This window comes from Halalkalibacter wakoensis JCM 9140, from assembly GCF_000513095.1.
GTDB classification, from domain to species: domain Bacteria; phylum Bacillota; class Bacilli; order Bacillales; family Bacillaceae_D; genus Halalkalibacter; species Halalkalibacter wakoensis.
On the sequence record NZ_BAUT01000005.1, the window covers coordinates 33,010 to 54,769 of the forward strand.

General features: G+C 36.6%; 22 protein-coding genes and 2 pseudogenes. 11 read left to right on the forward strand and 13 right to left on the reverse strand.

The window, feature by feature from the left end:
* Positions 1 to 86: 86 nt before the first annotated feature.
* Complete coding sequence (locus JCM9140_RS03735) at positions 87 to 542, reverse strand: Hsp20/alpha crystallin family protein (RefSeq protein ID WP_034742768.1); 456 nt, start codon at positions 540 to 542, stop codon at positions 87 to 89.
* A 175-nt stretch (positions 543 to 717) separates the two neighbouring features.
* Here JCM9140_RS03735 and JCM9140_RS03740 point away from each other — a divergent pair, with 175 nt between their 5' ends.
* A complete protein-coding gene (locus JCM9140_RS03740) occupies positions 718 to 1,227 on the forward strand; it encodes a hypothetical protein (protein ID WP_034742543.1) in 510 nt (169 codons plus the stop codon).
* Between the two features lie 65 nt (positions 1,228 to 1,292).
* On the opposite strand, the gene JCM9140_RS03745 is transcribed toward JCM9140_RS03740, so the two are convergent.
* Positions 1,293 to 1,529 (reverse strand): hypothetical protein, encoded by a 237-nt coding sequence (locus tag JCM9140_RS03745; protein WP_034742545.1) that lies wholly within the window; start codon positions 1,527 to 1,529, stop codon positions 1,293 to 1,295.
* Between the two features lie 274 nt (positions 1,530 to 1,803).
* On the opposite strand from JCM9140_RS03745, the gene JCM9140_RS03750 reads away from it, so the two are divergent.
* From JCM9140_RS03750 to JCM9140_RS03770, 5 genes are all read left to right on the forward strand, one after another.
* The gene (locus JCM9140_RS03750) at positions 1,804 to 2,409 is read left to right on the forward strand and encodes a CbiM family transporter (protein WP_034742548.1); all 606 of its coding nucleotides are present in this window, start codon (positions 1,804 to 1,806) and stop codon (positions 2,407 to 2,409) included.
* A gap of 26 nt (positions 2,410 to 2,435) precedes the next feature.
* A complete protein-coding gene (locus JCM9140_RS03755; RefSeq protein WP_034742551.1) occupies positions 2,436 to 2,870 on the forward strand; it encodes a hypothetical protein in 435 nt (144 codons plus the stop codon).
* A gap of 4 nt (positions 2,871 to 2,874) precedes the next feature.
* Complete coding sequence (locus JCM9140_RS03760) at positions 2,875 to 3,708, forward strand: DUF4198 domain-containing protein (RefSeq protein WP_034742553.1); 834 nt, start codon at positions 2,875 to 2,877, stop codon at positions 3,706 to 3,708.
* A 35-nt stretch (positions 3,709 to 3,743) separates the two neighbouring features.
* The gene (cbiQ, locus tag JCM9140_RS03765) at positions 3,744 to 4,484 is read left to right on the forward strand and encodes a cobalt ECF transporter T component CbiQ (RefSeq protein WP_034742556.1); all 741 of its coding nucleotides are present in this window, start codon (positions 3,744 to 3,746) and stop codon (positions 4,482 to 4,484) included.
* A gap of 140 nt (positions 4,485 to 4,624) precedes the next feature.
* Positions 4,625 to 5,617 (forward strand): aldo/keto reductase, encoded by a 993-nt coding sequence (locus tag JCM9140_RS03770; RefSeq protein ID WP_034742559.1) that lies wholly within the window; start codon positions 4,625 to 4,627, stop codon positions 5,615 to 5,617.
* Between the two features lie 63 nt (positions 5,618 to 5,680).
* Here the strand turns inward: JCM9140_RS03770 and JCM9140_RS03775 are convergent, their stop codons facing one another.
* The 5 genes and pseudogenes from JCM9140_RS03775 to JCM9140_RS03790 form a co-directional block, all read right to left on the reverse strand.
* Positions 5,681 to 6,001, reverse strand: coding sequence for an MGMT family protein (locus JCM9140_RS03775; RefSeq protein ID WP_034742562.1), 321 nt, complete (start codon positions 5,999 to 6,001; stop codon positions 5,681 to 5,683).
* Positions 6,002 to 6,085: 84 nt separating this feature from the next.
* Positions 6,086 to 6,370 (reverse strand): ABC transporter permease, encoded by a 285-nt coding sequence (locus JCM9140_RS25105; protein ID WP_369384394.1) that lies wholly within the window; start codon positions 6,368 to 6,370, stop codon positions 6,086 to 6,088.
* Positions 6,367 to 7,335: an ABC transporter permease gene (locus JCM9140_RS03780; protein ID WP_369384395.1), complete on the reverse strand. Its 969-nt coding sequence runs from the start codon at positions 7,333 to 7,335 to the stop codon at positions 6,367 to 6,369. The genes JCM9140_RS25105 and JCM9140_RS03780 overlap by 4 nt, the downstream gene beginning before the upstream one ends.
* A complete protein-coding gene (locus tag JCM9140_RS03785) occupies positions 7,328 to 8,227 on the reverse strand; it encodes an ABC transporter ATP-binding protein (RefSeq protein ID WP_034742565.1) in 900 nt (299 codons plus the stop codon). The genes JCM9140_RS03780 and JCM9140_RS03785 overlap by 8 nt, the downstream gene beginning before the upstream one ends.
* A gap of 102 nt (positions 8,228 to 8,329) precedes the next feature.
* Positions 8,330 to 9,222: pseudogene (locus tag JCM9140_RS03790) on the reverse strand (DMT family transporter).
* Positions 9,223 to 9,457: 235 nt separating this feature from the next.
* Between JCM9140_RS03790 and JCM9140_RS03795 the strand changes: the two are divergent.
* The 5 genes from JCM9140_RS03795 to JCM9140_RS03815 all read left to right on the forward strand — a co-directional run bounded on the left by JCM9140_RS03795 (position 9,458) and on the right by JCM9140_RS03815 (position 14,542).
* Complete coding sequence (locus JCM9140_RS03795; protein WP_034742568.1) at positions 9,458 to 10,402, forward strand: aldo/keto reductase family protein; 945 nt, start codon at positions 9,458 to 9,460, stop codon at positions 10,400 to 10,402.
* Between the two features lie 411 nt (positions 10,403 to 10,813).
* The gene (locus tag JCM9140_RS03800) at positions 10,814 to 11,203 is read left to right on the forward strand and encodes a GntR family transcriptional regulator (RefSeq protein WP_034742571.1); all 390 of its coding nucleotides are present in this window, start codon (positions 10,814 to 10,816) and stop codon (positions 11,201 to 11,203) included.
* Positions 11,196 to 12,095: an ABC transporter ATP-binding protein gene (locus tag JCM9140_RS03805; RefSeq protein WP_034742574.1), complete on the forward strand. Its 900-nt coding sequence runs from the start codon at positions 11,196 to 11,198 to the stop codon at positions 12,093 to 12,095. Before JCM9140_RS03800 ends, JCM9140_RS03805 begins: the two co-directional genes overlap by 8 nt.
* Positions 12,070 to 14,073 carry an ABC transporter permease gene (locus tag JCM9140_RS03810; RefSeq protein ID WP_034742577.1) on the forward strand — a complete coding sequence of 668 codons (2,004 nt, stop codon included), beginning with the start codon at positions 12,070 to 12,072 and terminating at the stop codon, positions 14,071 to 14,073. Before JCM9140_RS03805 ends, JCM9140_RS03810 begins: the two co-directional genes overlap by 26 nt.
* A gap of 262 nt (positions 14,074 to 14,335) precedes the next feature.
* Positions 14,336 to 14,542, forward strand: a complete 207-nt coding sequence (locus JCM9140_RS03815) for an alpha/beta-type small acid-soluble spore protein (protein WP_034742580.1) — start codon at positions 14,336 to 14,338, stop codon at positions 14,540 to 14,542.
* A 42-nt stretch (positions 14,543 to 14,584) separates the two neighbouring features.
* Here JCM9140_RS03815 and JCM9140_RS03820 read toward each other — a convergent pair whose 3' ends face one another.
* The 6 genes and pseudogenes from JCM9140_RS03820 to gnd all read right to left on the reverse strand — a co-directional run bounded on the left by JCM9140_RS03820 (position 14,585) and on the right by gnd (position 21,585).
* Positions 14,585 to 15,097 carry a GrpB family protein gene (locus JCM9140_RS03820; RefSeq protein WP_173585930.1) on the reverse strand — a complete coding sequence of 171 codons (513 nt, stop codon included), beginning with the start codon at positions 15,095 to 15,097 and terminating at the stop codon, positions 14,585 to 14,587.
* 28 nt (positions 15,098 to 15,125) lie between these two features.
* Positions 15,126 to 15,281, reverse strand: coding sequence for a hypothetical protein (locus JCM9140_RS23540; protein WP_166485448.1), 156 nt, complete (start codon positions 15,279 to 15,281; stop codon positions 15,126 to 15,128).
* A 124-nt stretch (positions 15,282 to 15,405) separates the two neighbouring features.
* Positions 15,406 to 17,550, reverse strand: coding sequence for an ATP-dependent Clp protease ATP-binding subunit (locus JCM9140_RS03825; protein WP_034742772.1), 2,145 nt, complete (start codon positions 17,548 to 17,550; stop codon positions 15,406 to 15,408).
* 162 nt (positions 17,551 to 17,712) lie between these two features.
* Positions 17,713 to 18,296: pseudogene (locus JCM9140_RS23545) on the reverse strand (YdcF family protein).
* 70 nt (positions 18,297 to 18,366) lie between these two features.
* A complete protein-coding gene (locus tag JCM9140_RS03835; protein WP_034742583.1) occupies positions 18,367 to 20,058 on the reverse strand; it encodes a M3 family oligoendopeptidase in 1,692 nt (563 codons plus the stop codon).
* Between the two features lie 117 nt (positions 20,059 to 20,175).
* Positions 20,176 to 21,585 carry an NADP-dependent phosphogluconate dehydrogenase gene (gene gnd, locus JCM9140_RS03840; protein ID WP_034742586.1) on the reverse strand — a complete coding sequence of 470 codons (1,410 nt, stop codon included), beginning with the start codon at positions 21,583 to 21,585 and terminating at the stop codon, positions 20,176 to 20,178.
* Between the last annotated feature and the right edge of the window lie 175 nt (positions 21,586 to 21,760).

A 21,760-nucleotide genomic window follows, 5' to 3' on the forward strand; every position in this document is an offset into this window, starting at 1 on the left:
AACTTGCTGAAAGGAGTCGAAGTTCATCCCAACACATATATATTCAAAGAAGAAAGCCTTATTCCCTCAATAAAAAAGGACCAGCTTCATTTTCGGCTGGTCTGATCTAAATTCTGAACGATTATTTTGTTATTTGCTTGATTTGGTCTAAATAACCGATGTAAATGAATAAATAAGTGGCCGCTTTTAAACAATGCTTCAACTTTATCATCTCGAACAGCAAAAGGCAGCTCCACTGTTCGTTGAATAGGGCCTTGCGGGATTTCTTGATGGACTAACCTAAAGCCATTATAATCGATATTTATGTTCCCTCGAACTTCAAGTGTCTTCTCGTACACATAAATATCGACATCTTCAAGCTTTAAGCCAGGTGTTGCAAAGATACACAATAGTTCGTTTCCAGACTCATATATATTCATGCTAACCTCGGCGTGAGAACTACTGTTCCCTTCAACATCCATATTTTCAAAAGCAGAGAAGAAATCTTCTCCTAGAAAATTTGGTAAGGATTTTTTCCAATGATTCGGCCAATTTCTATTCACTTTTGTCCCTCCCATTAACAGCTTCTTCTATATTTTTATGAAAGCGAATTTAATAGGTGACAGTGTTTTTCAAGCAGGTACCCCTATTGAACAGATTTCTAGGTAGTTACCCGGACATTCTTTAATGAACGACATACACTACCATATAATAAATTAAGATGCAAAGGAGAATCATATGTTTCCGAATCAACCTAGGCGTCATTCAAAGCCACCGATATCTCCAATGGGATTTAATCCTTTTGAGTTTGGTATGCAGCAGTTACCTATGAATACCCCGTTTTTTAAAAATTTTTTCAAACAAGTTCCACCAAATTATTTGGGTCAAACGACTCAATCAAATAACCCTTCCAACTCAGGCCAACCGTTCCAAATGGAAAATCCATTTCATCCATCTTTTATGAATTTCGGAATTCCTAGTAATGGTCCTATGAATCACCCATTTTTAAAATCATTTTTTGGTCCGGAAGATTACCCTGTAGGAGAGGAATTTAAAAAAGAAGGAAGCCATCAAAATGCAACTGCTTCAAACGCAAACACTCAACAAGCAGTTCCACCGCAATCAATGACAAATCCGGCTTCTCCCTTTTATCATTTCAATAAAATGGGTGGAGGAATTGGAAAGGCGGTCAATTTCTATAACCAAGTGAACCCAATGTGGAAGTTAATTAGTGGTTTTATGAAGTAGCTTAAGTGGCGGGAGTATGCCGTTTATTTTGTAAGAGATAGTGCGTGCTCCTCCACCAGTTCATGTTACTTCTTCTTGTTTTTTATTTCTTGATTGTTATCATTCTCAGTTTCTTCTTCATCTTCTTCGTTATTTGAACCTCCAAAGTTAAACTCATCTCCTATAACAATTTCATCAGCATTTATTTTTTGATTTGCTTGATGACCTTTATGAATAGATGGTCCATAGTTAATCGAGGCTCCTCCTGAAATATGGTTGACCGTAAAATTGTGAATGATTGTTTTTGGCCCATATTTCCGCAATGTCCCTCCCTCCCTTCTCTCTTACGTTACATTATGATTTAGAGGACAACCTCGTATAGTTAGCCGTCTCTACTCTTTTAAAAATGGTTTCATACCTTCCTTCATTTGCTTATACGTGCGTAAAACTTGTCCTTTTAAAAAAAGTGAAAGAATTTTGTCGGACAAACATAAACAGCAAAACATTTCGATATAGTTAAATGTATTTATGTTGTAGCTTTTTCACATAGAAGACAGAAGGAAATCGAATATCGTCACAAGGAGGGGGGATCCATTTATGCATATTGCCGACGGAGTCATTAGTCTTCCTGTAGCTATTGCGACTACAGCTAGTGCTGTTGGTATATTGGCCTACTCCATAAAAGGAGTAAAGGAAGAAGAAATTCCTAGGATCAGCCTACTTACAGGTGCTTTTTTTGTTGCGTCTTTAATTAATATTCCGATTGGCCCAACCTCTGTTCATCCTTTATTAGGCGGATTTTTAGGTTTAGTTTTAGGAAGGCGTGCTCCTCTTGGCATCTTTATAGGATTAATCTTACAAGCTGTTTTATTTCAACATGGTGGCATCACAACATTAGGAGCAAACATGATCTTAATGTCTGTCCCCGCCTTAATCATTTACTGGCTTTCTCTTACTTTTCGAAAATCCCCTTTGTTTTTAAAAGGTTTCCTCTCTGGATTTACAGCCATCTGTATTGGAGTTGCTTTGCTGATCCTTCTTTTACTGGTTTCGGATCAGCGTTATGGAGACGGGGTATTTTCTGTTATTCGGATCGTCATTTTTGCTTATGTTCCATTAGCTTTATTAGAAGGCGTGTTAACAGGGTTTGCCGTGAAACATTTATTCGAAATGAAGCCGAGCTTATTTGAGAAGAATGTCTGAGTACATGGAGGTGGTGAGGAAAGAAAATGAAAAAAGGCTGGGGTTGGTTCTCTTTAATTCTATGTTTATCTCTATTTCTTTTTATTACTATGTTTCCTGAATCTGCATCTGCTCATCGAATGCTTATAGAGCAAGTAGATGAGCAGACCTTGCACATTCGATACGATGATGGATCGCCAGCAAAATTAGCTTTTGTTTCAGTTTTTGACGAAAACGGGACATTGCTATATGAAAACTCAGTAGATAACAGGGGCGACTTCACTATTAAGAACTCACTTAAACCGTATCGTTTTGTTGCTGATGATGGCTTAGGACATCGAGCAACTTTTATTACTGGGAATCAAGAACAAGGGATCGAAACCATTCCTTTATGGATTAGAACGTTGTTGGGTGTAACATTCCTCTTTTTTATAGCAGCTTTCTTTTATTACCGTTCGGGAGAAAAAACCACTATGAGGTGAAAACATGAAAAATACAATGTTAATTCTTCTGTTTGCTGTTTGTTGTTTCCTATTTTTATTCCCATCAAACATATCTGCTCATGAATTATTTATTCAAGTCGAAGAGAACGAAACTGAACAAGAATTACGAGTTGATGTGTTATGGGGCCATCTACGAGATTTCTTAGATGAAGCAAATCATGATCAATATGAATTGTTTGTCCGTTATCCTAATGGAGACACCGATCAACTTTCTATCGAGAGCATTGGTGTTCACGCTGTTTCTTATGTGCCAATTACTGAAGAAGGTGCTTATACTTTTTGGGCAGTCAGAAAACCGAGTACATATACTCCAGACTCTGGAATTACCCAATTAAGTAATCAAATGGCAAAAGCGATTCACTATATTGGAGAGAACTCATCTAACTCTAATCAACCCATTGACTTAAATCTTGAGATTGTCCCTGCAGGAGATACAAGCAACTTCACTACGGGTAATTTTGAATCCATTATTCTTCTAGATGGTGTTGAAGTATCTGATGCAACCGTAACAGCATACGGACCTGAAGGAGAAATATTAGAGGGTGCATCTGATCAGAATGGCCGTATTGAACTTAATCTTGATTCCTCAGGAGAATGGTTGCTTAAAGCCAATGTTCGAACAGAGGAAACCGGCATGCTAGAAGATGAAGAATATGAGGTTATTAGTCAAACATCAACTTTACTCATAGATACGAGCGAGACTAATGAAGCATCTTCAACAAACATTTGGACGTTGGCAGCTATGTTTTTTATTGGTTTATTTATTGGTGCGGCTATTATATTGTTAACGGTTAAAAGAAAAAGTAGAGCAATATAGATAAACATAAACGCTAATGGAATAGGGGTGGGGTTATGACAACGAACACAGAAGCCGAATCGCTACAAGGAATTAGTAAATGGGCTCTCTCATGGGAACCCCGAGCGAAGCTAATAGCCGCTGTTTTGTATATTTTTGGTGTCATAAGCTTATCTTCCCCGATTATGATAACCATCGCCTATTTAATTACGTTTATAGCTGTTTTCCTAATGGGAATATCAATCACATTGTTGTTAAAACGATATTTAATAATTTTACCTTTTCTTTTATTAATGACCCTTCCCTTAGTGTTTGGTCAAGGCAGTGCTTTTTCTGTTGATCACCTTTCGTTTGCTATCGTCATTTTTTTAAAAGCGTTTACGTCTATGACCGTTATTACAATCATACTAGATACTCAATCTCTAGAACAATTCATGACAAGTTTATCTCACTTAAAAGTCCCTCCCGTCTTAATAACGGTCTTAATGCTGTCCTATCGTTACGTCTTTTTGTTTCTAGATGATATCCAAAAAATGCAGACGGCAGCGAAATCTCGTTTTTTTAAAGGAGGAATCGGGTTAAGTCAACTAAAAATCTATGGCCAGTTGACAGGGTGTTTGCTGCGTAAATCATTAGATCGATCAGATAAAGTATATGAAGCCATGGCATCTCGCTGCTTTAATGGCCAATTGCAATTTTCTAGTCCCAAACTTATAACGAAACTAGATCTTACTAAAACCATTTCAGTGATTTTCATCATCTCGGTACTAATTGGTTTTGAATCGATATATATGTAAAGAAAAAGGGCTAACATATGCCCTTTTTTCTTTACTCCCTTCTTTTCCCATTATACATAGAGAAAGTGGAATCTTTTTCTAAAAGTAAAAAAACTTGGTACAATTAATCAATACTTATCAATAGCATAGGAGTGGTGAAGATGAAATATAAGACGATAGGAAAAAGTGGATTAGCCGTATCGGAATTATGCTTAGGAACGATGACCTTCGGAAAAGCGACACCCGAAGATGAATCCATTAACATGATCCATCAATTTTTGGAAGATGGCGGTAATTTTATTGATACTGCTGATGTGTATGTTGGTGGCAGATCTGAAGAAATTGTCGGTAAGGCCATTAAAGAAAAAAGACAAGACGTAATTCTAGCTACAAAGGTACGGATGAAAATTGGTGACAAACCTAATGATGCTGGATATTCACGAAAACGTGTATTAGATGGGATTGAAGCTAGCTTAAAAAGGTTGCAAACCGATTATGTTGATTTGTATCAACTTCATGTATGGGACCACTTAACTCCCATCGAGGAAACATTGCGTACGCTAGATGATTTAGTCTCTTCAGGGAAGGTACGATATATCGGCTGTTCAAACTTTTTGGCATGGCAAATCATGAAATCTTTATCGGTTAGTGAACGCAAAGGATATGCAAAATTTATATCGGTTCAACCACAATACAGTTTAGTAAACCGGGAAATGGACCGTGAAGTGATGTCCCTCTGTCTTGAAGAAGGCATTGGTGTTCTTCCTTGGGGCCCACTTGGAAGTGGGTTTTTATCTGGAAAATACGAGGGCCTTAACACCCCAACATTTGGTCGCTTATCCGAGGGGCTTCAAGGTGAATCAAGTTGGGAAAACAAAGGACTTGAGCGCAATTTCACAATTGTCAATAAAGTAAAAGAAATAGCGCAAGAAATCAACAAAACACCTACTCAAGTATCCTTAAATTGGTTGTTAATGAAAGAAGGCATCACCTCTCCTATTTTTGGAGCTCGAACGTTTGAACAATATCGTGAAAATATCGGAGCTGCGGGTTGGAGTCTTTCACAAGAACATGTGAATGAGTTAGATGAAGTGAGTTCATTGCCTTCAGAATATCCCACTAGGTTTATTGAAAAATTCCGGAGAACATTATAGTTTTTAAACAGGGTGATAAATGAAATAAGAGTTGGGAGGCTTTAACAGGCGATTACTCAACTCTTATCTTTCTTCTTTAACGTTTGCGGTATGTTGATAATCTTCCAAAAGAACACGATTTTCTCGAATATGTATCCCTTCAGCTTCTAACAATTTTTTTTGAATAAGAAAAAGCTCATCATCTTTTATACTGATTTCTCCTTTCGCATTCACAACTCGATGCCATGGCAAATTGTATTTATGACTCATCGAATGTAGAATGCGTACAACTTGTCTAGCGACTCTTGGACTTCCGGCTAAATTGGCAATTTGACCGTATGTCATGACCTTCCCTTCTGGAATAGATTGAATCACCCCAATCACACGTTCTGTAAAAGGCAGCATGAACGGTTCCTCCTTATGCATTAAAGATAAAAGCAGTGGATCATGTAGCTCCACTGCTTTTTTAAGACTTTTATTTAGAAACAATTACTTCTTCGTCAATTCAATCGCTTTTTTTATATCTTTAAACGAATTGGATTTCCCATACATTAATACTCCCCCACGGTAAATTCTTGCACCAAAAATGGCAAGTAACATAATAGCAGCAAGCATAATGATGATACCTAAGATTGGTTCAAATGTAGGTATGTTTAACATCCCTACACGAAGAAACATAACCATCGGTGTAAAGAAAGGAATATAGGACGTAACCGTAATAAAAGTCGATTCAGGCGCTCCTAATCCAAACATCGCGATAAAGAACCCAATCATACTAAAAACGTCATCGGTAAAATCATCTGTTGAACATCTTCTATTCGACTAACGAGTGAACCAAGTAAAGCAGCAAGGGTAGCATATAGAAAATACCCTAATAGGAAGAAGATAATCGCATACATGATAATCGGTGCAGATAAATCTCCAAAGCCAAACACATCGAAAAAGCCCCCAACCAATTCATCTTGGTTTTTCATAATAGACAAATAACCTACTAAAAGCAAAATAGTTAGTTGCGTTAATCCCACTAACCCAACACCAATTATTTTAGCAAACATTTGTTTAACTGGAGATACACTTGAAATTAAGATTTCCATCACTCGAGACGACTTCTCTGTTGCTACCTCTGTTGCAATCATGTTTGCGTACATGATCACAGAAAAATAAATAAAGAAGAGCAATATATAGACAATCCCTCTTGCTTGATTCATCTCCTCTGCTGACCTTGCTCCTTCAACAATGGCTTCCTGTGTAAAGCTGACTGGAGCGTTTAGGAGAGCTAGTTGCTCCATCGATAAATCAAGTTGTGAAGCAGCAATGGAAGATTGAATGTGCGAAAGGGCAACATGAATGCTTGAAGTCGTTGCGTTCTCCGATAAAGACGTTGCTTTATAGATCGCTTCCGGCAAACCTTCTGCGTCATATGATAAGTGAAGAAGCCCATCATAAATCCCTTCTTCTACTTGTACTTCTACTGCTTCCTCCGAATCCGTTACAAGCTGCAATTCAATATTGTCATTAAGAATCAATAATTCCTCTTCAAGCATGGAAAAAAATTCACCTGATTCGTCAATGACAGCTACTTGATCGGTATGATCTTCTCCTTGAAAGGCATTAATAATTAGGCCAATGTTAGCCATAATGAAGATCCCAGTAGCAAGTAAAACGGTAGTGATAATAAATGATTTTGCTTTTAACTTTGAAAAATAAGCATGACCAAGCATAATCCAAAAATTATTCATAAGAGGATCCCACCTTTTCAATAAAGATATCATGCAATGAAGGTTCCTCTAATTCAAATTTACGAACAAACCCTAAAGACACAACATGTTGAAATACCTTTTCTGCAATTGATTCCGATTCGACTTGAAGTCGCACTCCTTCAGTCGATTTTTTCCATTTCAGTACACCTTCTACCTCTTGTAATGAAGATAGATCAAAATCTGCATGAATTGAAATGTTCTTCTTTCCGAATGAACGTTTAATTGTCTTTAACTCACCATGTACAACTGGAGTACCGTGATGCATAATACACAAATTTTCGCATAGTTCCTCCACATGCTCCATACGGTGGCTAGAGAAAACAATGGTTGTTCCATTCTCTTTCATTTCTATAACTGCTTCTTTTAACAATTCGACATTTACAGGGTCAAGACCACTGAACGGTTCATCCAATATGAGTAGTTTTGGTTTATGTATCACTGCTGCTATGAACTGTATTTTCTGTTGATTCCCTTTAGACAATTCTTCTATTTTCTTATGCTTATATTCAGGAACATTAAAACGCTCTAGCCAAATGTCTAGTTCTTTTACAATTTCTTGCTTCTTCATTCCTCGTAATCTAGCAAGATAAACAATTTGATCCATAACTTTCATTTTCGGATAAAGACCTCTTTCTTCAGGTAAATACCCAATCTCAGGTGTTGTTGAGTAATTAATTCCTTTTCCGTTCCATGTAATCGTTCCTTCCGTTTGATCAATTAGGCCCAACACCATTCGAAATGTTGTTGTTTTCCCAGCACCATTAGCTCCTAAGAACCCGAACATCTCATTCTCAGGAACTTCTAAAGTTAAATCATTCACGGCTGTAAATTGCCCAAAACGCTTTGTAATATTTTTTAGCAATAATGTCATAGATCACCCATCCTTTGCTTGAAATTCGATTCTACTTTTTTTCTAATGTTACTAGCTTACCTATCTATACGATCACGAGAAATAAAAGTTCCCAATAAAAAATTATCCTGCATCTGTATGAACACTTACTTGATGCCCTTTTCTCTGATGAAGTAAAAAGAAAGATACGCCCATTAACGCAATAACTCCTCCTATTAATTGAAGACTCGTTATACGTTCCCCTAATAAAATAGCTGCCAAAATTGTTGCACCGATTGGTTCGCCGAGTATGCTCATTGAAACCGTGGTTGTATTTACATAGTTCAACAGGAAGTTAAAGATCACATGAGCAATCGTTGGAAAGATTGCAAGCAACCAAAAAATACCCCACTCGTGTAGACCGTAACCTATCATTGGAACGCCTAGAAATGCATTCACAATCGTCAATGAAAAAGCAGCAAAAAAGAAAACGATAAAGCTATAAATCCAATGAGAAATCACTTTGACTTTGTTTTGACCAATTAATAAGTAAGCAACAATAGCAATCACACTCAAAAAAGAGAGTATATCTCCTATAATGGCCGATGAACTACTATGCCCAAATCCCCCCACGCAACGAGAGCAACCCCAATAACGGAAATTCCAATAGTAGTGAAGGTAAAAGCATTCGCCCGCTCTTTATAAATAAAATATCCTCCAATTAAAGCTACAATTGGCTGCAACGATAAAATTATCGTTGAACTAGCAACTGTTGTAAGTTTCAAAGATCCAAACCATAATGCAAAGTGAAGACCGAGGAATATCCCGGCAACTGATAAGATCAACCAGTCCTTTCCAATAAGCTTTTTGAATTCTGCTTTTTTGAGCCATACAATGGGAAGCAAGATGAAACAAGCCAAATACATACGATACATGCTAATGATCGTTGCTGGTGCATCTGACCATTTTACAAATATGGCTGAAAAGGAAATGCATATGATTGATATAAGGAATAGTAACCCAACAGGCACTTTCATTTTTCCTCCTAAATGGAAATATGTTAGTTTAATAGCTTCCATATTATAGCATAAAAGATCTCTTCAACAGAGGATGGGTTGATATTTATTACTTTAGAGAATTTCTGTGATCCTTTTTTAAAATTGATTTTTACTATAGATTTCTGCTGTCCATTCAGAAGAGCGCCTCTTCCTTTTTTCTATTACCATTTTATAGTAAAGTAAGAGAGATTAAAGTGCTTAGGAGGCCAAAAAGATGAAATATAGAAGTTTAGGAAGATCAGGATTAAAAGTAAGTGAAATTAGCTTAGGAAGCTGGTTAACGTATGGAAAGAGTGTTGAAGATAACATTGCCGAGAAAACCATACATACTGCATATGATTTAGGTATTAATTTCTTTGACTCTGCCAATGTATACGAGCAAGGTGAAGGAGAACGGGTCATGGCAAAAGCGTTGAAACAGTATCCACGTGAGTCATACGTCATTACGACAAAAGCTTTTTGGCCTATGGGTGAAGGTCCAAATGATCGTGGATTATCTCGCAAACACGTTATCGAGCAGCTTCACGGCAGTTTAAAGCGAATGGAGTTAGACTATGTTGATGTTTTCTATTGTCACCGTTATGACTCAGAAACTCCTGTTGAAGAAACGTTACGAGCGATTGACGATTTAATTCGTCAAGGCAAAATATTGTACGCTGGCGTTAGTGAGTGGAGTGCTGCTCAATTAGAAGAAGCTGTAGGGGTAGCTGATAAATATTTATTGGATCGTATTGTTGTCAATCAGCCACAATATCATATGTTTAATCGTTATATTGAGAACGAAGTCATTCCAGTAAGTAAGAAATACGGAATTGGTCAAGTTGTGTTTTCCCCATTAGCGCAAGGGATTTTAACTGGTAAATACAAACTGGGACAAGTACCTGAAAATGGTCGAGCGACAAATGAGTCGATTAATATGTTTATAAAAGGCATGTTAAATGAAGATGTCTTGCAAAAGGTAGCTCAATTAGAATATATAGCACAAGAAATCAATATTACATTACCAGAACTAGCTTTAGCGTGGATTTTAAGACAAAAAAATGTAGCTAGTGCTTTAATTGGGGCAAGTAAACCAAGCCAAGTAGAAATGAATGTAAAAGCGACAAATGTAACATTAACAGCAGACATACAAGAGAAAATAGAGTCAATCCTTTCTTAAACAAGATCCTTCACTAGTGTCCCAAAAGGTTATAAACAGACCGTTTTTGGGACCCCTTTTTATTGACAGTTCTTTTAAAGATGTATTATAAATGCGTATTTTAATTGTTATATTTTCTACCAAACTAACTTTCAAGTATTCATAAAATTGCTATAATTAAATCACTCGAAAAACCCCATTTAAGACCTTGGTCTTAACACTTTCGATCTTCAATGAAAATGCCAAAGGCGCATTGCCCTAATGCACCTTTGGCATTTTTCTGTCTCCACACTTTCTTTCCTACTTCGTAAACGAAAAAAATTTTCCATATTTTTAAAAAAACCTTTGCATACCCCACCCAACCGTACTATAGTAAATAATACAGTTAGTTCAGTTAACACAATTGACTTTCATTATTGAAAGGAGGCACCTATGTTTCAACTTGATATTAGAAGTAGAGTTCCAATTTATGAGCAATTGGTTGAAAAATTAAAAGAATTAATCATCCATGAAGTGTATCAACCTGATCAACAGCTCCCTTCCGTTAGGGTTTTAGCACAAGAATTAACCGTTAATCCGAATACGATTCAAAAAGCGTATCGAGAACTTGAACATCAAGGATATATCTATTCGATACCAGGAAAAGGGAAGTTTGTTGCCCCTCAAGCTGCAACGACAAATAATGAAAAGGTGATGAAAATGAAGGAAGATTTGCTGAAATTATTATCAGAGGCTCTCTACCTTGGAATCGATAAGGAGGAGATTTTACATTTGATTTCTGTAGCCGAACAATCGACAAAAGGAGTTGAGCAAGATGATTAAAGTTTCCAATATCCAAAAGAGCTTCGAAGGATATGAAGCAGTAAATGATGTGTCACTTCACATTCATAAAGGTTCCATTTATGGGTTACTCGGTTCCAATGGTGCAGGAAAAACAACTCTTCTGAAGGTGATGGCGGGTATTTACAAACCCAATTCAGGCGAGCTTTCAATCGATAACGAACCTGTTTTTGAAAATGTAAAATTGAAGAAACGCATCATTTTTCTAGCAGATTCCTTGTTTTTTTATCCAAACACGACCATTAACCAGGCAGCCCAGTTTTATCAATCGATGTATCCAGCTTGGAATGAAAAGCGATTTAACATGCTTGAAAATGTGTTCCAAATTGAAAAATCAAAGAAAATTCACCGGTTATCAAAAGGCATGCAGCGACAAGTAGCCTTTTGGTTAGCTCTATCAACCATGCCTGATGTACTTATTTTAGATGAGCCATTAGACGGGTTAGATGCTGTCATGAGACAAAAAATTAAAAACTTACTAATCCAAGATGTCGCCGAACGCGAAATGACTATTATCATCTCTTCCCATAATTTGCGCGAAGTAGAAGATCTTTGTGACAATGTCGGCATTATGCATCGAGGAACGATCATCATAGAAAAAGATTTAGATGATTTAAAATCAGACGTTCATAAAATCCAAGTGGCTTTTAAAGATGGAGTTCCCCCTAATTTCCTGAAAGATTTATCAGTTCTTTATCAGGAAGAACGTGGAAGTGTCAGGTTATATATTGTAAGAGGCAAAGAAAAAGACATCTCTTCACACGTACTCCAACATAAGCCAGCCATATTCGATGTACTTCCATTAACACTAGAAGAAATATTTATTTATGAAATGAGGGATGTAGGTTATGAAATTGAGAACATCATTGTTTAATAGAGGCATTTTAGTCCAAGATATCCGCAATGTTGGATGGATTGGCTCAGCGTTTTTCATTTGTTTGCTATTTTCCCTCCCCCTTCAGTTAATAATGGGCTACACGAGAGAAAATGAGTTTCATCCGTATCAACCACCAAATAGTCTGTTTGCTCTTTCGAATGAGTTTCAAATTTTTATGACTTTTACGTTCCCTGTGTTGTTAGCGATCTTTATGTTCCGCTATATCCACGTGAAGCTTACGAGTGACTTTACGCATAGCTTGCCATTAAAAAGAGAACAACTGTTTCATCAACATGTCGTCTTTGGACTTGTGGTGATTATCGTCCCTCTTTTTCTAACTGCATTAAGTTTAACCATACTTGGTCTCATTTTACCTTACAAAGAGCTATTGTCCTTTACTTCTGTATTAGAATGGTTTAGTTTCAGCGCTCTCTTTCATGTTTTTGTCTTTTTAACTGGCGTTTTTGTAGCGATGTTTACAGGCATGTCGATATTACAAGGTGCCCTTACGTATATTCTTTTTCTCTTTCCTGTTGGGGTTACTGTTTTATTTATATCAAATTTAGAATTTTATTTATTCGGATTTACAGCTACTTACTACCTCGATTCACAAATAGAAAAATATATCCCATTTATTCGACTCAGCCAATTAGAACGGTTACCTCTTACATTGACTGAAGGTCTTGGGTATGTCTTACTTTGCTTCATTTTTTATGTATGTGCACTACTCGTTTACAAAAAAAGAGATACAGAAACAGCTACACAAGCCATTGCCTTTCCTTCATTACGGCCAATTTTTAAATATGGGGTTACCTTTTGTACGATGTTAGTTGGAGGACTTTATTTTGGTAGCTTGCAAGGTGGGTTAGGCTGGATTCTATTTGGGTATTTACTCGGTTCATTTGCTGGTTACTTCCTATCCATTATGATGCTCGAAAAATCATTAAAAGTTTTCTCAAAGTGGAAAGGATATGTTGCTTACGTTATTGCTGTAGCCATCATTGGATTTGCCATTCAAATCGATGTATTTGGGTTCGAGAAGAAACTTCCAGCTGTTGAAGACATTGAAGGTATTTATTTTGGAGATTCCATTTATAGTGTGATCGATCATGAAGCAAGTCTTAACCCGACTTATATAGTAGACCAAAGAATGTATATTAATCCAACTTATTTTTATGAGCAACCTGAAACAATTAATAGTATCCATCATCTACATGAACAAATCATTCAAGAAAAGGATCTTCTTAAAAAGACGAAAGATCAGCGAAATTCAGTTGCTATTCGCTATAACTTAAAAGAGGGTTCAGATTTAATTAGATATTACGAGGTTCCATTAACCATTTATCAAAAGCAATACAGAGAGATTGCTGAAACGACAGAATTTAAGGAAAATCAAAATCCGGTTTTAAAAATCAATGATTTATCAACGTTGGAGCATATTACTCTCAACTCGTATTATACGGAAAGGCGAGTAACGATTACAGAACGTGAAGACATTGAAGAATTTCATCAATTGATTCAATCCGACATCAAAAATGAAACATTTGAAGAAATTCAAGACTATCGGAGCTGGTGGACCGAAATTTCGTACGAGTTTTCTAACAATCAGTATCTTCAATTTTCTTGGAAGAAGTCCTATACCGAAATCGAAAACTGGTTAGAAGAAAAAGGTCTTATTGAACAGGCAAGAGTGACCGAAGACGATTTGTCCCATATTTATGTATTAAAAAACGACGAAAAAAGAGATATTTATGATGTGGTCTACGGAACTGAATATGGAAATGACCTGTCCAGACGCGAAGGTGCCGTAAAAATAGAAGATCCATCACAATTAAATGAGATCTTACGAATAGCAGGCGGAGATTATCGTGGTGAATATATCATTGGATTTTATTTTAAAAACTCGCTTCACCCACAATTTGAATCGATTTCAACAGAAAATGCGCCTGACTTTTTACGAAAGGCATTGCCATAAATTTCAAAGAACGATTTTAACATTTAAGCTGCCTATTTTATGCTACATGCTCTTAATGGGCAGCTTTTCTAATTGCTTGAATGAACATCCCTCTATCAATTACTTATTGTTTTAAAGACAGACTCGGCTTCTTAACATTCAAACCTATCATCCCTTATTTAGTAACAAAAACATTTGGAAACATTTACAATTGGTCAGTTGTACATAAACCATCTCCATTGCCACCATACTATAATCAAAACCAAGAAAGAGGTGTTTTAACATGGCAAGTAACAACAATAATTCAAATCAATTATTAGTTCCTGGTGTACAGCAAGCATTGGATCAAATGAAGTACGAAATTGCGTCAGAATTTGGAGTTCAATTAGGAGCTGACACAACTTCCCGTGCGAACGGCTCAGTTGGTGGAGAAATTACAAAAAGATTAGTTCAAATGGCTGAGCAGCAAATGGGCGGTTCTCAGTTTTAATCATTTATAGAAACTAGGCATTAACCTTTTATTGGTTAATGCCTAGTTTTTTTGCCATATTAATGCCCTACGTTCGATTTCTTTTACTACATTTTCTTTCCCTTTTATATAGGAAGCAATATCTTGCGGAAATTGTTTCGAAAGCATTTGTTTTACTTGACCATACTGTTTGGCTTCTTCTGGAGTTGCTCGTAAATAATTTCTAAAAGCAAGATGTCGGTTAATATGCTCATTTCCTTGCTCAAAAATATGTAGATGATGTGTTCGATCATCGCCGCCTTTTTGGAAAAATCGACGACCAACAATGCCGTTTTCCCCCATTGGCTCATAGCCAATTGATTCCATACTCGAATTAAATCGGTCAACGTCATTCAATATACTTACAATCATCATCATATCAATAACAGGTTTTGCTTTTAATCCATTTACAGCAGTGCTACCAATATGATGTATGTCCATACATAAAGTGCCAAATATTGTTTTTAATTTCTTTACTTCTTTCTCATAGAGAGATGGCCACATGGTTTGATATGAAAGAACTTCCACTTTTCTCACATTCATTTTTCTCCTTTTACTTTTAATTCTACTTACATCTGTAACGTCCGTTTTTATAATTCATTTCTTCACGTAACTTTTTCAGTTCTTCCGTTTGATTCAAAATATTATTATTCACTTTTCTTATAGCATCATAAATGGCAAAAAGACCACAAAACAGCAAAATGCCTATTAAAAAATCCATGAACAAGTCCCCTTCTTTCATGCGTCTAAAAAATATATTAACATTAATTTCAATTCTTTTGTTAAATATAGGGAAATTGAAAGAGCCTTTAGATCAGAAAAAAGACAGCGGATAATCCGCTGTCTTAATTACCTTCTACTGTAACCTTTTGATTACTACTATCAACATGGAATGTCGTAATTTTTTCATCACTGTTAATCAAAATCGTTGTAATTTGATCTTCAACATGCTCTTGAATGGCTCGGCGTAATGGACGAGCACCGAACGCTTGGTGATATCCTAGTTCAGCAATTCTTTCTTTTGCTGCTTCTGTAACAGTCATTGATAAGTCTTGTTCTTCAAGTGTTGCTTGGAGGTCACCAAGCATAATATCAATGATTGTGACTAGGTTTTCTTTTTCCAAATGACTGAATTCAACAATGGAATCAATTCTATTGAGAAATTCAGGTTTGAAGTAATCACGTAAGCTCTCTAGCATACTTTGTGTTTTCAGTACGTTTTCTTCTTCAGTCTCGTTAAACCCAATTGCTCCTAATTTCTTATCATTCACTCCCGCATTTGATGTCATTATGATTACCGTTTCATTGAAATTGACCACTCTTCCTTGACTATCTGTTAAGCGGCCATCCTCCATAATTTGTAAGAACATATTCATCACGTCTGGATGTGCTTTTTCAATCTCATCAAGAAGAATGATGGAATACGGATTTCTTCTTACTTGTTCAGTTAACTGCCCTGCTTCGTCATGTCCCACGTAGCCAGGAGGTGAACCAATTAATTTCGATACAGAGTGCTTTTCCATGTATTCACTCATATCAAGGCGAATCATTGAGTCTTTGCTTCCGAACAACTCGGCCGCTAGAGTTTTCGTTAGTTCTGTTTTTCCTGTTCCTGTTGGCCCTACGAATAAAAAGGAAGCAGTTGGGCGAGATTTTGGTTTTAGTCCTACGCGCGCACGAAGAATCGCTTTCGCTACTTTTTCAATTGCTTTGTCTTGTCCAATCACTTTCTTAGATAGGTTTGCTTGAAGATCCTTCATTTTTGATTGCTCTGATTTTTGAAGCTTTTTCACGGGGATTCCTGTACTTTTTTCAATAATATCTTGAATGTGTTCAATCGTAACTTCTGTAACAGGCTCAATGACGTCATTGTCCAGTTTCTTCTTGAGTTCAAGCTCTTCGTCACGAAGGCGCGCAGCCTTTTCATAATCTTCTTGCTTAGTAGCTGCTTCTTTTTCACGAGTAAGGTCATCTAATCGTTTTTGTAATTTTCCTTTATCCGTAATGCCTTGTGTTAAGTTTAATTTTGAACCAGCTTCATCTAATAGATCAATCGCTTTATCTGGTAGGAAGCGATCTTGAATGTAACGGTCAGACAATGTTACACACGCTCGTAATACCTCATCCGCGTATTTAACATTGTGATAGTTTTCATAAATGGGACGAATTCCTTTTAAGATTTCAAATGCTTCTTCTGATGTTGGTTCTTTCACAACAACTGGTTGGAAGCGACGTTCTAGTGCTGGGTCTTTCTCAATCATGCGATATTCTTTTAATGTTGTTGCACCGATAATTTGGAATTCACCTCGAGCTAATGCTGGTTTTAATATATTACCTGCATCCATCGAACCCTCCGAAGAACTTCCTGCACCAACCATCATATGAAGTTCATCAATAAAGAGAATCACATTGTCTCGTTCTTTTAGTTCGGCTACTAGCTGCTGCATTTTTTCTTCGAATTGTCCGCGGTAACTTGTACCAGCAACAAGAGAACTAATATCTAATACGTAAACTTCTTTATTAAGAAGCTTTGCTGGTACTTCGGCTTTGACAATCTTTAAAGCAAAGCCTTCAGCAATAGCTGTCTTCCCTACTCCGGCTTCCCCAATTAGTACTGGATTGTTTTTCGTACGACGATTTAACACTTCGATAACACGCTCAATTTCTTTTTCACGTCCAATCACAGCATCAATACGCCCTTGCCTTGCTTCTTCGGATAAGTTTCGGCCATGTTGATCAAGGAATCCATTTCCTCCTTGACTAGGAGCTTGGTCTTTAACTTGCTGTTGTGTGAAATCATTTGCATGTTGTGATGCACTTGATTGCATGAACCCTTTAAAGAAATCGTCAAAATGAAACGCAGACAGTCCAAATTGATTTTGTGTTTGATTATAACAATCAGAACATAGAGAAATTTGTTTTTTGGATTGATTGACAATCAGATTCATTTTTACATTTGCTTCATTGATTTGGCATTTTTCACATAAAATCATTTTTTAATCCTCCTTTTGACTTTGACTATATTTGATTAAATTTATAAAAAGAAAAGCCATTACGGCTATAATCATTTATTTGATCTACACTTATTATATTTGACCTTCTTTGACTTTTCAAGTAAAAGTTTGATCTTTTTTGATCTTTTAATATTCCTCTCAAGAAAAGAGTTTCGTTATATAATGCTTGCTAATGGCTAAGTATTCCCTTAGATATGATTGCACCAACACGGCTCGTGGAGTCTTTGCCGACAATCCCATCACTTCTAACTGATGATCCTGTGCTGTCAAAATTGCACGATAAACGTGATACCGATTCGTGACAATGAGGCCTTTGCTTGTTGATATAGTTGGAAAGTGAACCTTGGCCAAGCCGATGTTTTCCTTGGTTGAAGTGGATTGATCTTCTAAAAAATACGTGATTCTTCAATTCCCTTTTTTACTAATTCCTTTTTTATAGCTTCTGCCTCGGTTATGTCTTCACCTGGTCCTCTTCCACCTGTAGCAATAGCAATTGCCTTTTTGTTTTTTAATAAATACTCAGCTGCTGTATCAATTCGATATTGAAGAGATAAGGAAGGAGTCGATCCCATCACTCTTGCTCCTAATATCATGACATAATCAACATCTTCTTCTACTTCTACTTGACTGTAACGAATGATCTGAATTTGTAAGAAGCCAAAATAAAGAAGCAAAAAGACAAAGCAAGTAACGGCTAAAATCACTAAACCTTTTTTCCCCATATGTAAGACCACCTCTCCTTGCGATCCTCTAAAAAAGAGTTGTTAAGCAAAACAACAACTCTTTTTTTATCTAGTTTAATTGCTCCAACTCTTCTTCTAAAAACAACATTAACTCACGTATCATATCTTCTGAAAAATCAAAACGTATGCCTGCTGTCTCATAGATTTCAGGTAAAGATTTAGACGAGCCGAGTTGTAATGCCTGTTTATAATTCGTAAGTGTCTTCTCTGGATTTTCTTTATATTGTTTATACATTTGAACAGCGCCAAGTTGAGCAATAACGTATTCAATATAATAAAATGGCACTTCAAAAATATGTAGAACACGAAGCCATGAAGCTTGTTGCCATTTCTCATAACCATTCCAATCAACTACATTTGCATCAAATTCTATCAAGAGTTCTTTATATTTGGCATCCCGTTCAGCCGGGGTGTGATCTGGATGTTCATAAATCCAATGCTGAAATTGATCAATGATCATTCCTTTAGGAAGAAAGTCAACAATCCCTTTCAGTTGTTCTTTCTTTGCTCGAATAAGGTCTTCTTCATTCTCGTAAAAGAGATGCCATTGATCCATCGTTAAAAGCTCCATCGACATACTTGCTAATTCAGCTGATTCCATTGGTACTTCACGATAATCTCCAATTGGTTGTTCTCTCATAAGATCGTTATGAATACAATGGCCCATTTCATGAAGCATGGTTATCATATCATCTTGCGTTTTCGATGCATTCATAAAGATAAAAGAAAGTTGCGATACAGGGAGATCTGAACAGAATCCACCAGGGGATTTTCCTTTACGACTTTTTAAATCCAACATCCCCTGCTCATTCATGGTACTTAATAATTCAGCAAAACGAGGGTCAAGATGTTCAAGGATCACTTTTGATTTATCAATTAATTCTTCTGTTGTCCTAAATGGTTGTAAAGGTTTTTGTTCTTTAGGAACCGCTTGCTGGTCCCACGGTCGATACGAATCTACGCCTAATTCAAGTTTATGTTGCTTCTGTAATTTTTCTTTTAATGGCTTTACGTATTTACGTATAGATTGGGCTAAAACAGTGCAGTCCTCTGGTGTATAGTCAAACCGCTCATATTTTTTAAACATATAATCACGGAAGTTTGGCAAACCAGTATTATGAGCTTTCTTATGACGAAGAGCTACGAGATCATTCATAATTTGCTGGAGTTCGTTTTCTTTAGAAATGTATGCTTCATTTAGTAAAGTTAAGGCTTTTTCACGAGTATGACGATTAGGGCTCTGGATAAATGGAGAAAGCTCGCTTAAGGTTAGCTCTTCTCCTTCCCATTCGATGGTTAAGCCACCTGTATGCTCAAAGTAATTCGTAGCAAGTGCGTCTTCTTGTATTTCTAATTCAATATTTTCTAATCGAAAAATTTCTTTCGCGTTTTGTTTTCGCTTTATTAATTGTTTATACAAATCTCGATCTAATTGACCTATTGCCTTTGATGTTAAAAAAACTTCATCAAACAAGGAAACATATTTCTTGAAAATCGGGTCGATTACATTTTGATCATGCTCAAAAATATCCTTTGCTTCTTTAGAATCACTTTGACATTGAAAGTCAATATAATGGCCAGACATCGCTTCTTCCATGGCATCAAACAATTCGGACTGTTTTTTTAGCCATTTTTCTAAATTTTCAACTGTATCAATCGGTTCGTTCAAGAGCGCTTCAAAGATCTCCTCTACTTTCTCCGGGTTTTTAAAATCGAATGTTTCCACATAAAATTTCGTCATAAATCATCCTCCAAATTTAGGTAAATACATCATATCAAATTGCCAGACGTTAATAAATACAGAAGATTAAACTAAAAAAGGCAGCTTCGACATTGTCGAAACCGCCTTGTACGTTTATTATTTTTCCATCCAGTTCGTGTGAAACGTACCTTCTTTATCAATACGTTGGTACGTATGAGCTCCAAAGTAGTCTCTTTGTGCTTGTAAAAGATTCGCTGGAAGCGTTTCTGTACGATAGCTGTCATAGTATGCTAATGCACTTGATAGTCCAGGAACAGGGATTCCAAGTTTAACTGCTGTAGCAACGACGTCACGAGCAGCTTCTTGATAGCTTTCCACAATCTCCTTGAAATATGGATCAAGTAAAAGATTTGTTAAGTTCGCATCACGATCGTACGCTTCTTTAATGTTTTGTAAGAAACGTGCACGAATGATACATCCACCTCTAAAGATCATGGAAATGTTTCCTAAGTTAAGGTTCCAATCATACTCTTCAGAAGCTACTTTCATTTGTGCAAATCCTTGTGCATATGAACAAATTTTGCTTAAATATAGTGCTTTACGAATTTTCTCAACGAATTCTTTTTTATCGCCATCAAACGTGGTATTTGGTCCGCTAAGAATTTTGCTTGCTTTGACTCGCTCATCTTTCATAGCTGAAATGAAACGAGAGAACACAGATTCCGTAATGATTGATAAAGGAACACCTAAATCAAGGGCACTTTGGCTTGTCCATTTACCAGTCCCTTTTTGACCAGCTGTATCTAAAATCACATCTACCATTGGCTTACCTGTTTCATCGTCAATTTTTGTAAAAATGTCTTTTGTGATTTCAATAAGGTAGCTATCTAATTCGCCTTCGTTCCACTCTTTAAATGTTTCATGTAATTCTTGAGCACTTAACCCTAATACATCTCTCATCAGGTGGTAAGACTCACAAATTAATTGCATGTCGCCATATTCAATTCCGTTGTGAACCATTTTTACGTAATGGCCAGCACCATTTGGTCCGATATATGTGCAGCAAGCATCGCCATTAACCTTTGCAGAGATATCTTTTAAGATAGGTTCTACAAGATCATAGGCTTCTTTTTGTCCACCAGGCATAATGGAAGGCCCTTTAAGCGCTCCTTCTTCTCCACCAGATACACCTGTACCAATGAAGTGAATGCCGGACTCAGCAAGATCCTTGTTACGACGGCGAGTATCCTCAAAGAATGTATTTCCGCCATCGATTAAAATGTCACCTTTTTCAAGGTGAGGTAAAAGCTGCTCAATTGTTGCATCTGTCGGATAACCAGCTTGAACCATTAGTAAAATCTTTCTTGGCGTTTCAAGTGAAGCAACAAATTCTTCAATGCTATATGTACCAACAACATTCTTTCCTTCTGCTTCTTTTAACATCGTTTCTGTTTTTTCAGACGATCTGTTAAAAACAGAAACACTATATCCTCTGCTTTCGATGTTAAGCGCTAGGTTACGACCCATTACAGCTAGTCCAATAACCCCGACTTGTTGTTTACTCATTCTCTACCACTCCTAATTTTTTCTTTCTATAGTTTGTGCATACTTTACCCATTCCATCACTATTTTCTCACAACAATGAAATTTCGGGTAGAGTTTTTTATAGACACTATTATCTTACTATTTTGAAGCTTATTGCGCAATCTTTGGTAACTATCTAACACTCTTGGTGAATGGG

What these genes read in the sequence shown, in the direction of transcription:
- JCM9140_RS03740 (WP_034742543.1), top strand. Translation starts at nt 718, where the DNA reads ATGTTTCCGAATCAACCTAGGCGTCATTCAAAGCCACCGATATCTCCA.
- JCM9140_RS03750 (WP_034742548.1), top strand. Translation starts at nt 1,804, where the DNA reads ATGCATATTGCCGACGGAGTCATTAGTCTTCCTGTAGCTATTGCGACT.
- JCM9140_RS03755 (WP_034742551.1), top strand. Translation starts at nt 2,436, where the DNA reads ATGAAAAAAGGCTGGGGTTGGTTCTCTTTAATTCTATGTTTATCTCTA.
- JCM9140_RS03760 (WP_034742553.1), top strand. Translation starts at nt 2,875, where the DNA reads ATGAAAAATACAATGTTAATTCTTCTGTTTGCTGTTTGTTGTTTCCTA.
- cbiQ (WP_034742556.1), top strand. Translation starts at nt 3,744, where the DNA reads ATGACAACGAACACAGAAGCCGAATCGCTACAAGGAATTAGTAAATGG.
- JCM9140_RS03770 (WP_034742559.1), top strand. Translation starts at nt 4,625, where the DNA reads ATGAAATATAAGACGATAGGAAAAAGTGGATTAGCCGTATCGGAATTA.
- JCM9140_RS03775 (WP_034742562.1), bottom strand. Translation starts at nt 6,001, where the DNA reads ATGCTGCCTTTTACAGAACGTGTGATTGGGGTGATTCAATCTATTCCA.
- JCM9140_RS25105 (WP_369384394.1), bottom strand. Translation starts at nt 6,370, where the DNA reads ATGATTGGGTTCTTTATCGCGATGTTTGGATTAGGAGCGCCTGAATCG.
- JCM9140_RS03780 (WP_369384395.1), bottom strand. Translation starts at nt 7,335, where the DNA reads ATGAATAATTTTTGGATTATGCTTGGTCATGCTTATTTTTCAAAGTTA.
- JCM9140_RS03785 (WP_034742565.1), bottom strand. Translation starts at nt 8,227, where the DNA reads ATGACATTATTGCTAAAAAATATTACAAAGCGTTTTGGGCAATTTACA.
- JCM9140_RS03795 (WP_034742568.1), top strand. Translation starts at nt 9,458, where the DNA reads ATGAAATATAGAAGTTTAGGAAGATCAGGATTAAAAGTAAGTGAAATT.
- JCM9140_RS03800 (WP_034742571.1), top strand. Translation starts at nt 10,814, where the DNA reads ATGTTTCAACTTGATATTAGAAGTAGAGTTCCAATTTATGAGCAATTG.
- JCM9140_RS03805 (WP_034742574.1), top strand. Translation starts at nt 11,196, where the DNA reads ATGATTAAAGTTTCCAATATCCAAAAGAGCTTCGAAGGATATGAAGCA.
- JCM9140_RS03810 (WP_034742577.1), top strand. Translation starts at nt 12,070, where the DNA reads ATGAAATTGAGAACATCATTGTTTAATAGAGGCATTTTAGTCCAAGAT.
- JCM9140_RS03815 (WP_034742580.1), top strand. Translation starts at nt 14,336, where the DNA reads ATGGCAAGTAACAACAATAATTCAAATCAATTATTAGTTCCTGGTGTA.
- JCM9140_RS23540 (WP_166485448.1), bottom strand. Translation starts at nt 15,281, where the DNA reads ATGGATTTTTTAATAGGCATTTTGCTGTTTTGTGGTCTTTTTGCCATT.
- JCM9140_RS03835 (WP_034742583.1), bottom strand. Translation starts at nt 20,058, where the DNA reads ATGACGAAATTTTATGTGGAAACATTCGATTTTAAAAACCCGGAGAAA.
- gnd (WP_034742586.1), bottom strand. Translation starts at nt 21,585, where the DNA reads ATGAGTAAACAACAAGTCGGGGTTATTGGACTAGCTGTAATGGGTCGT.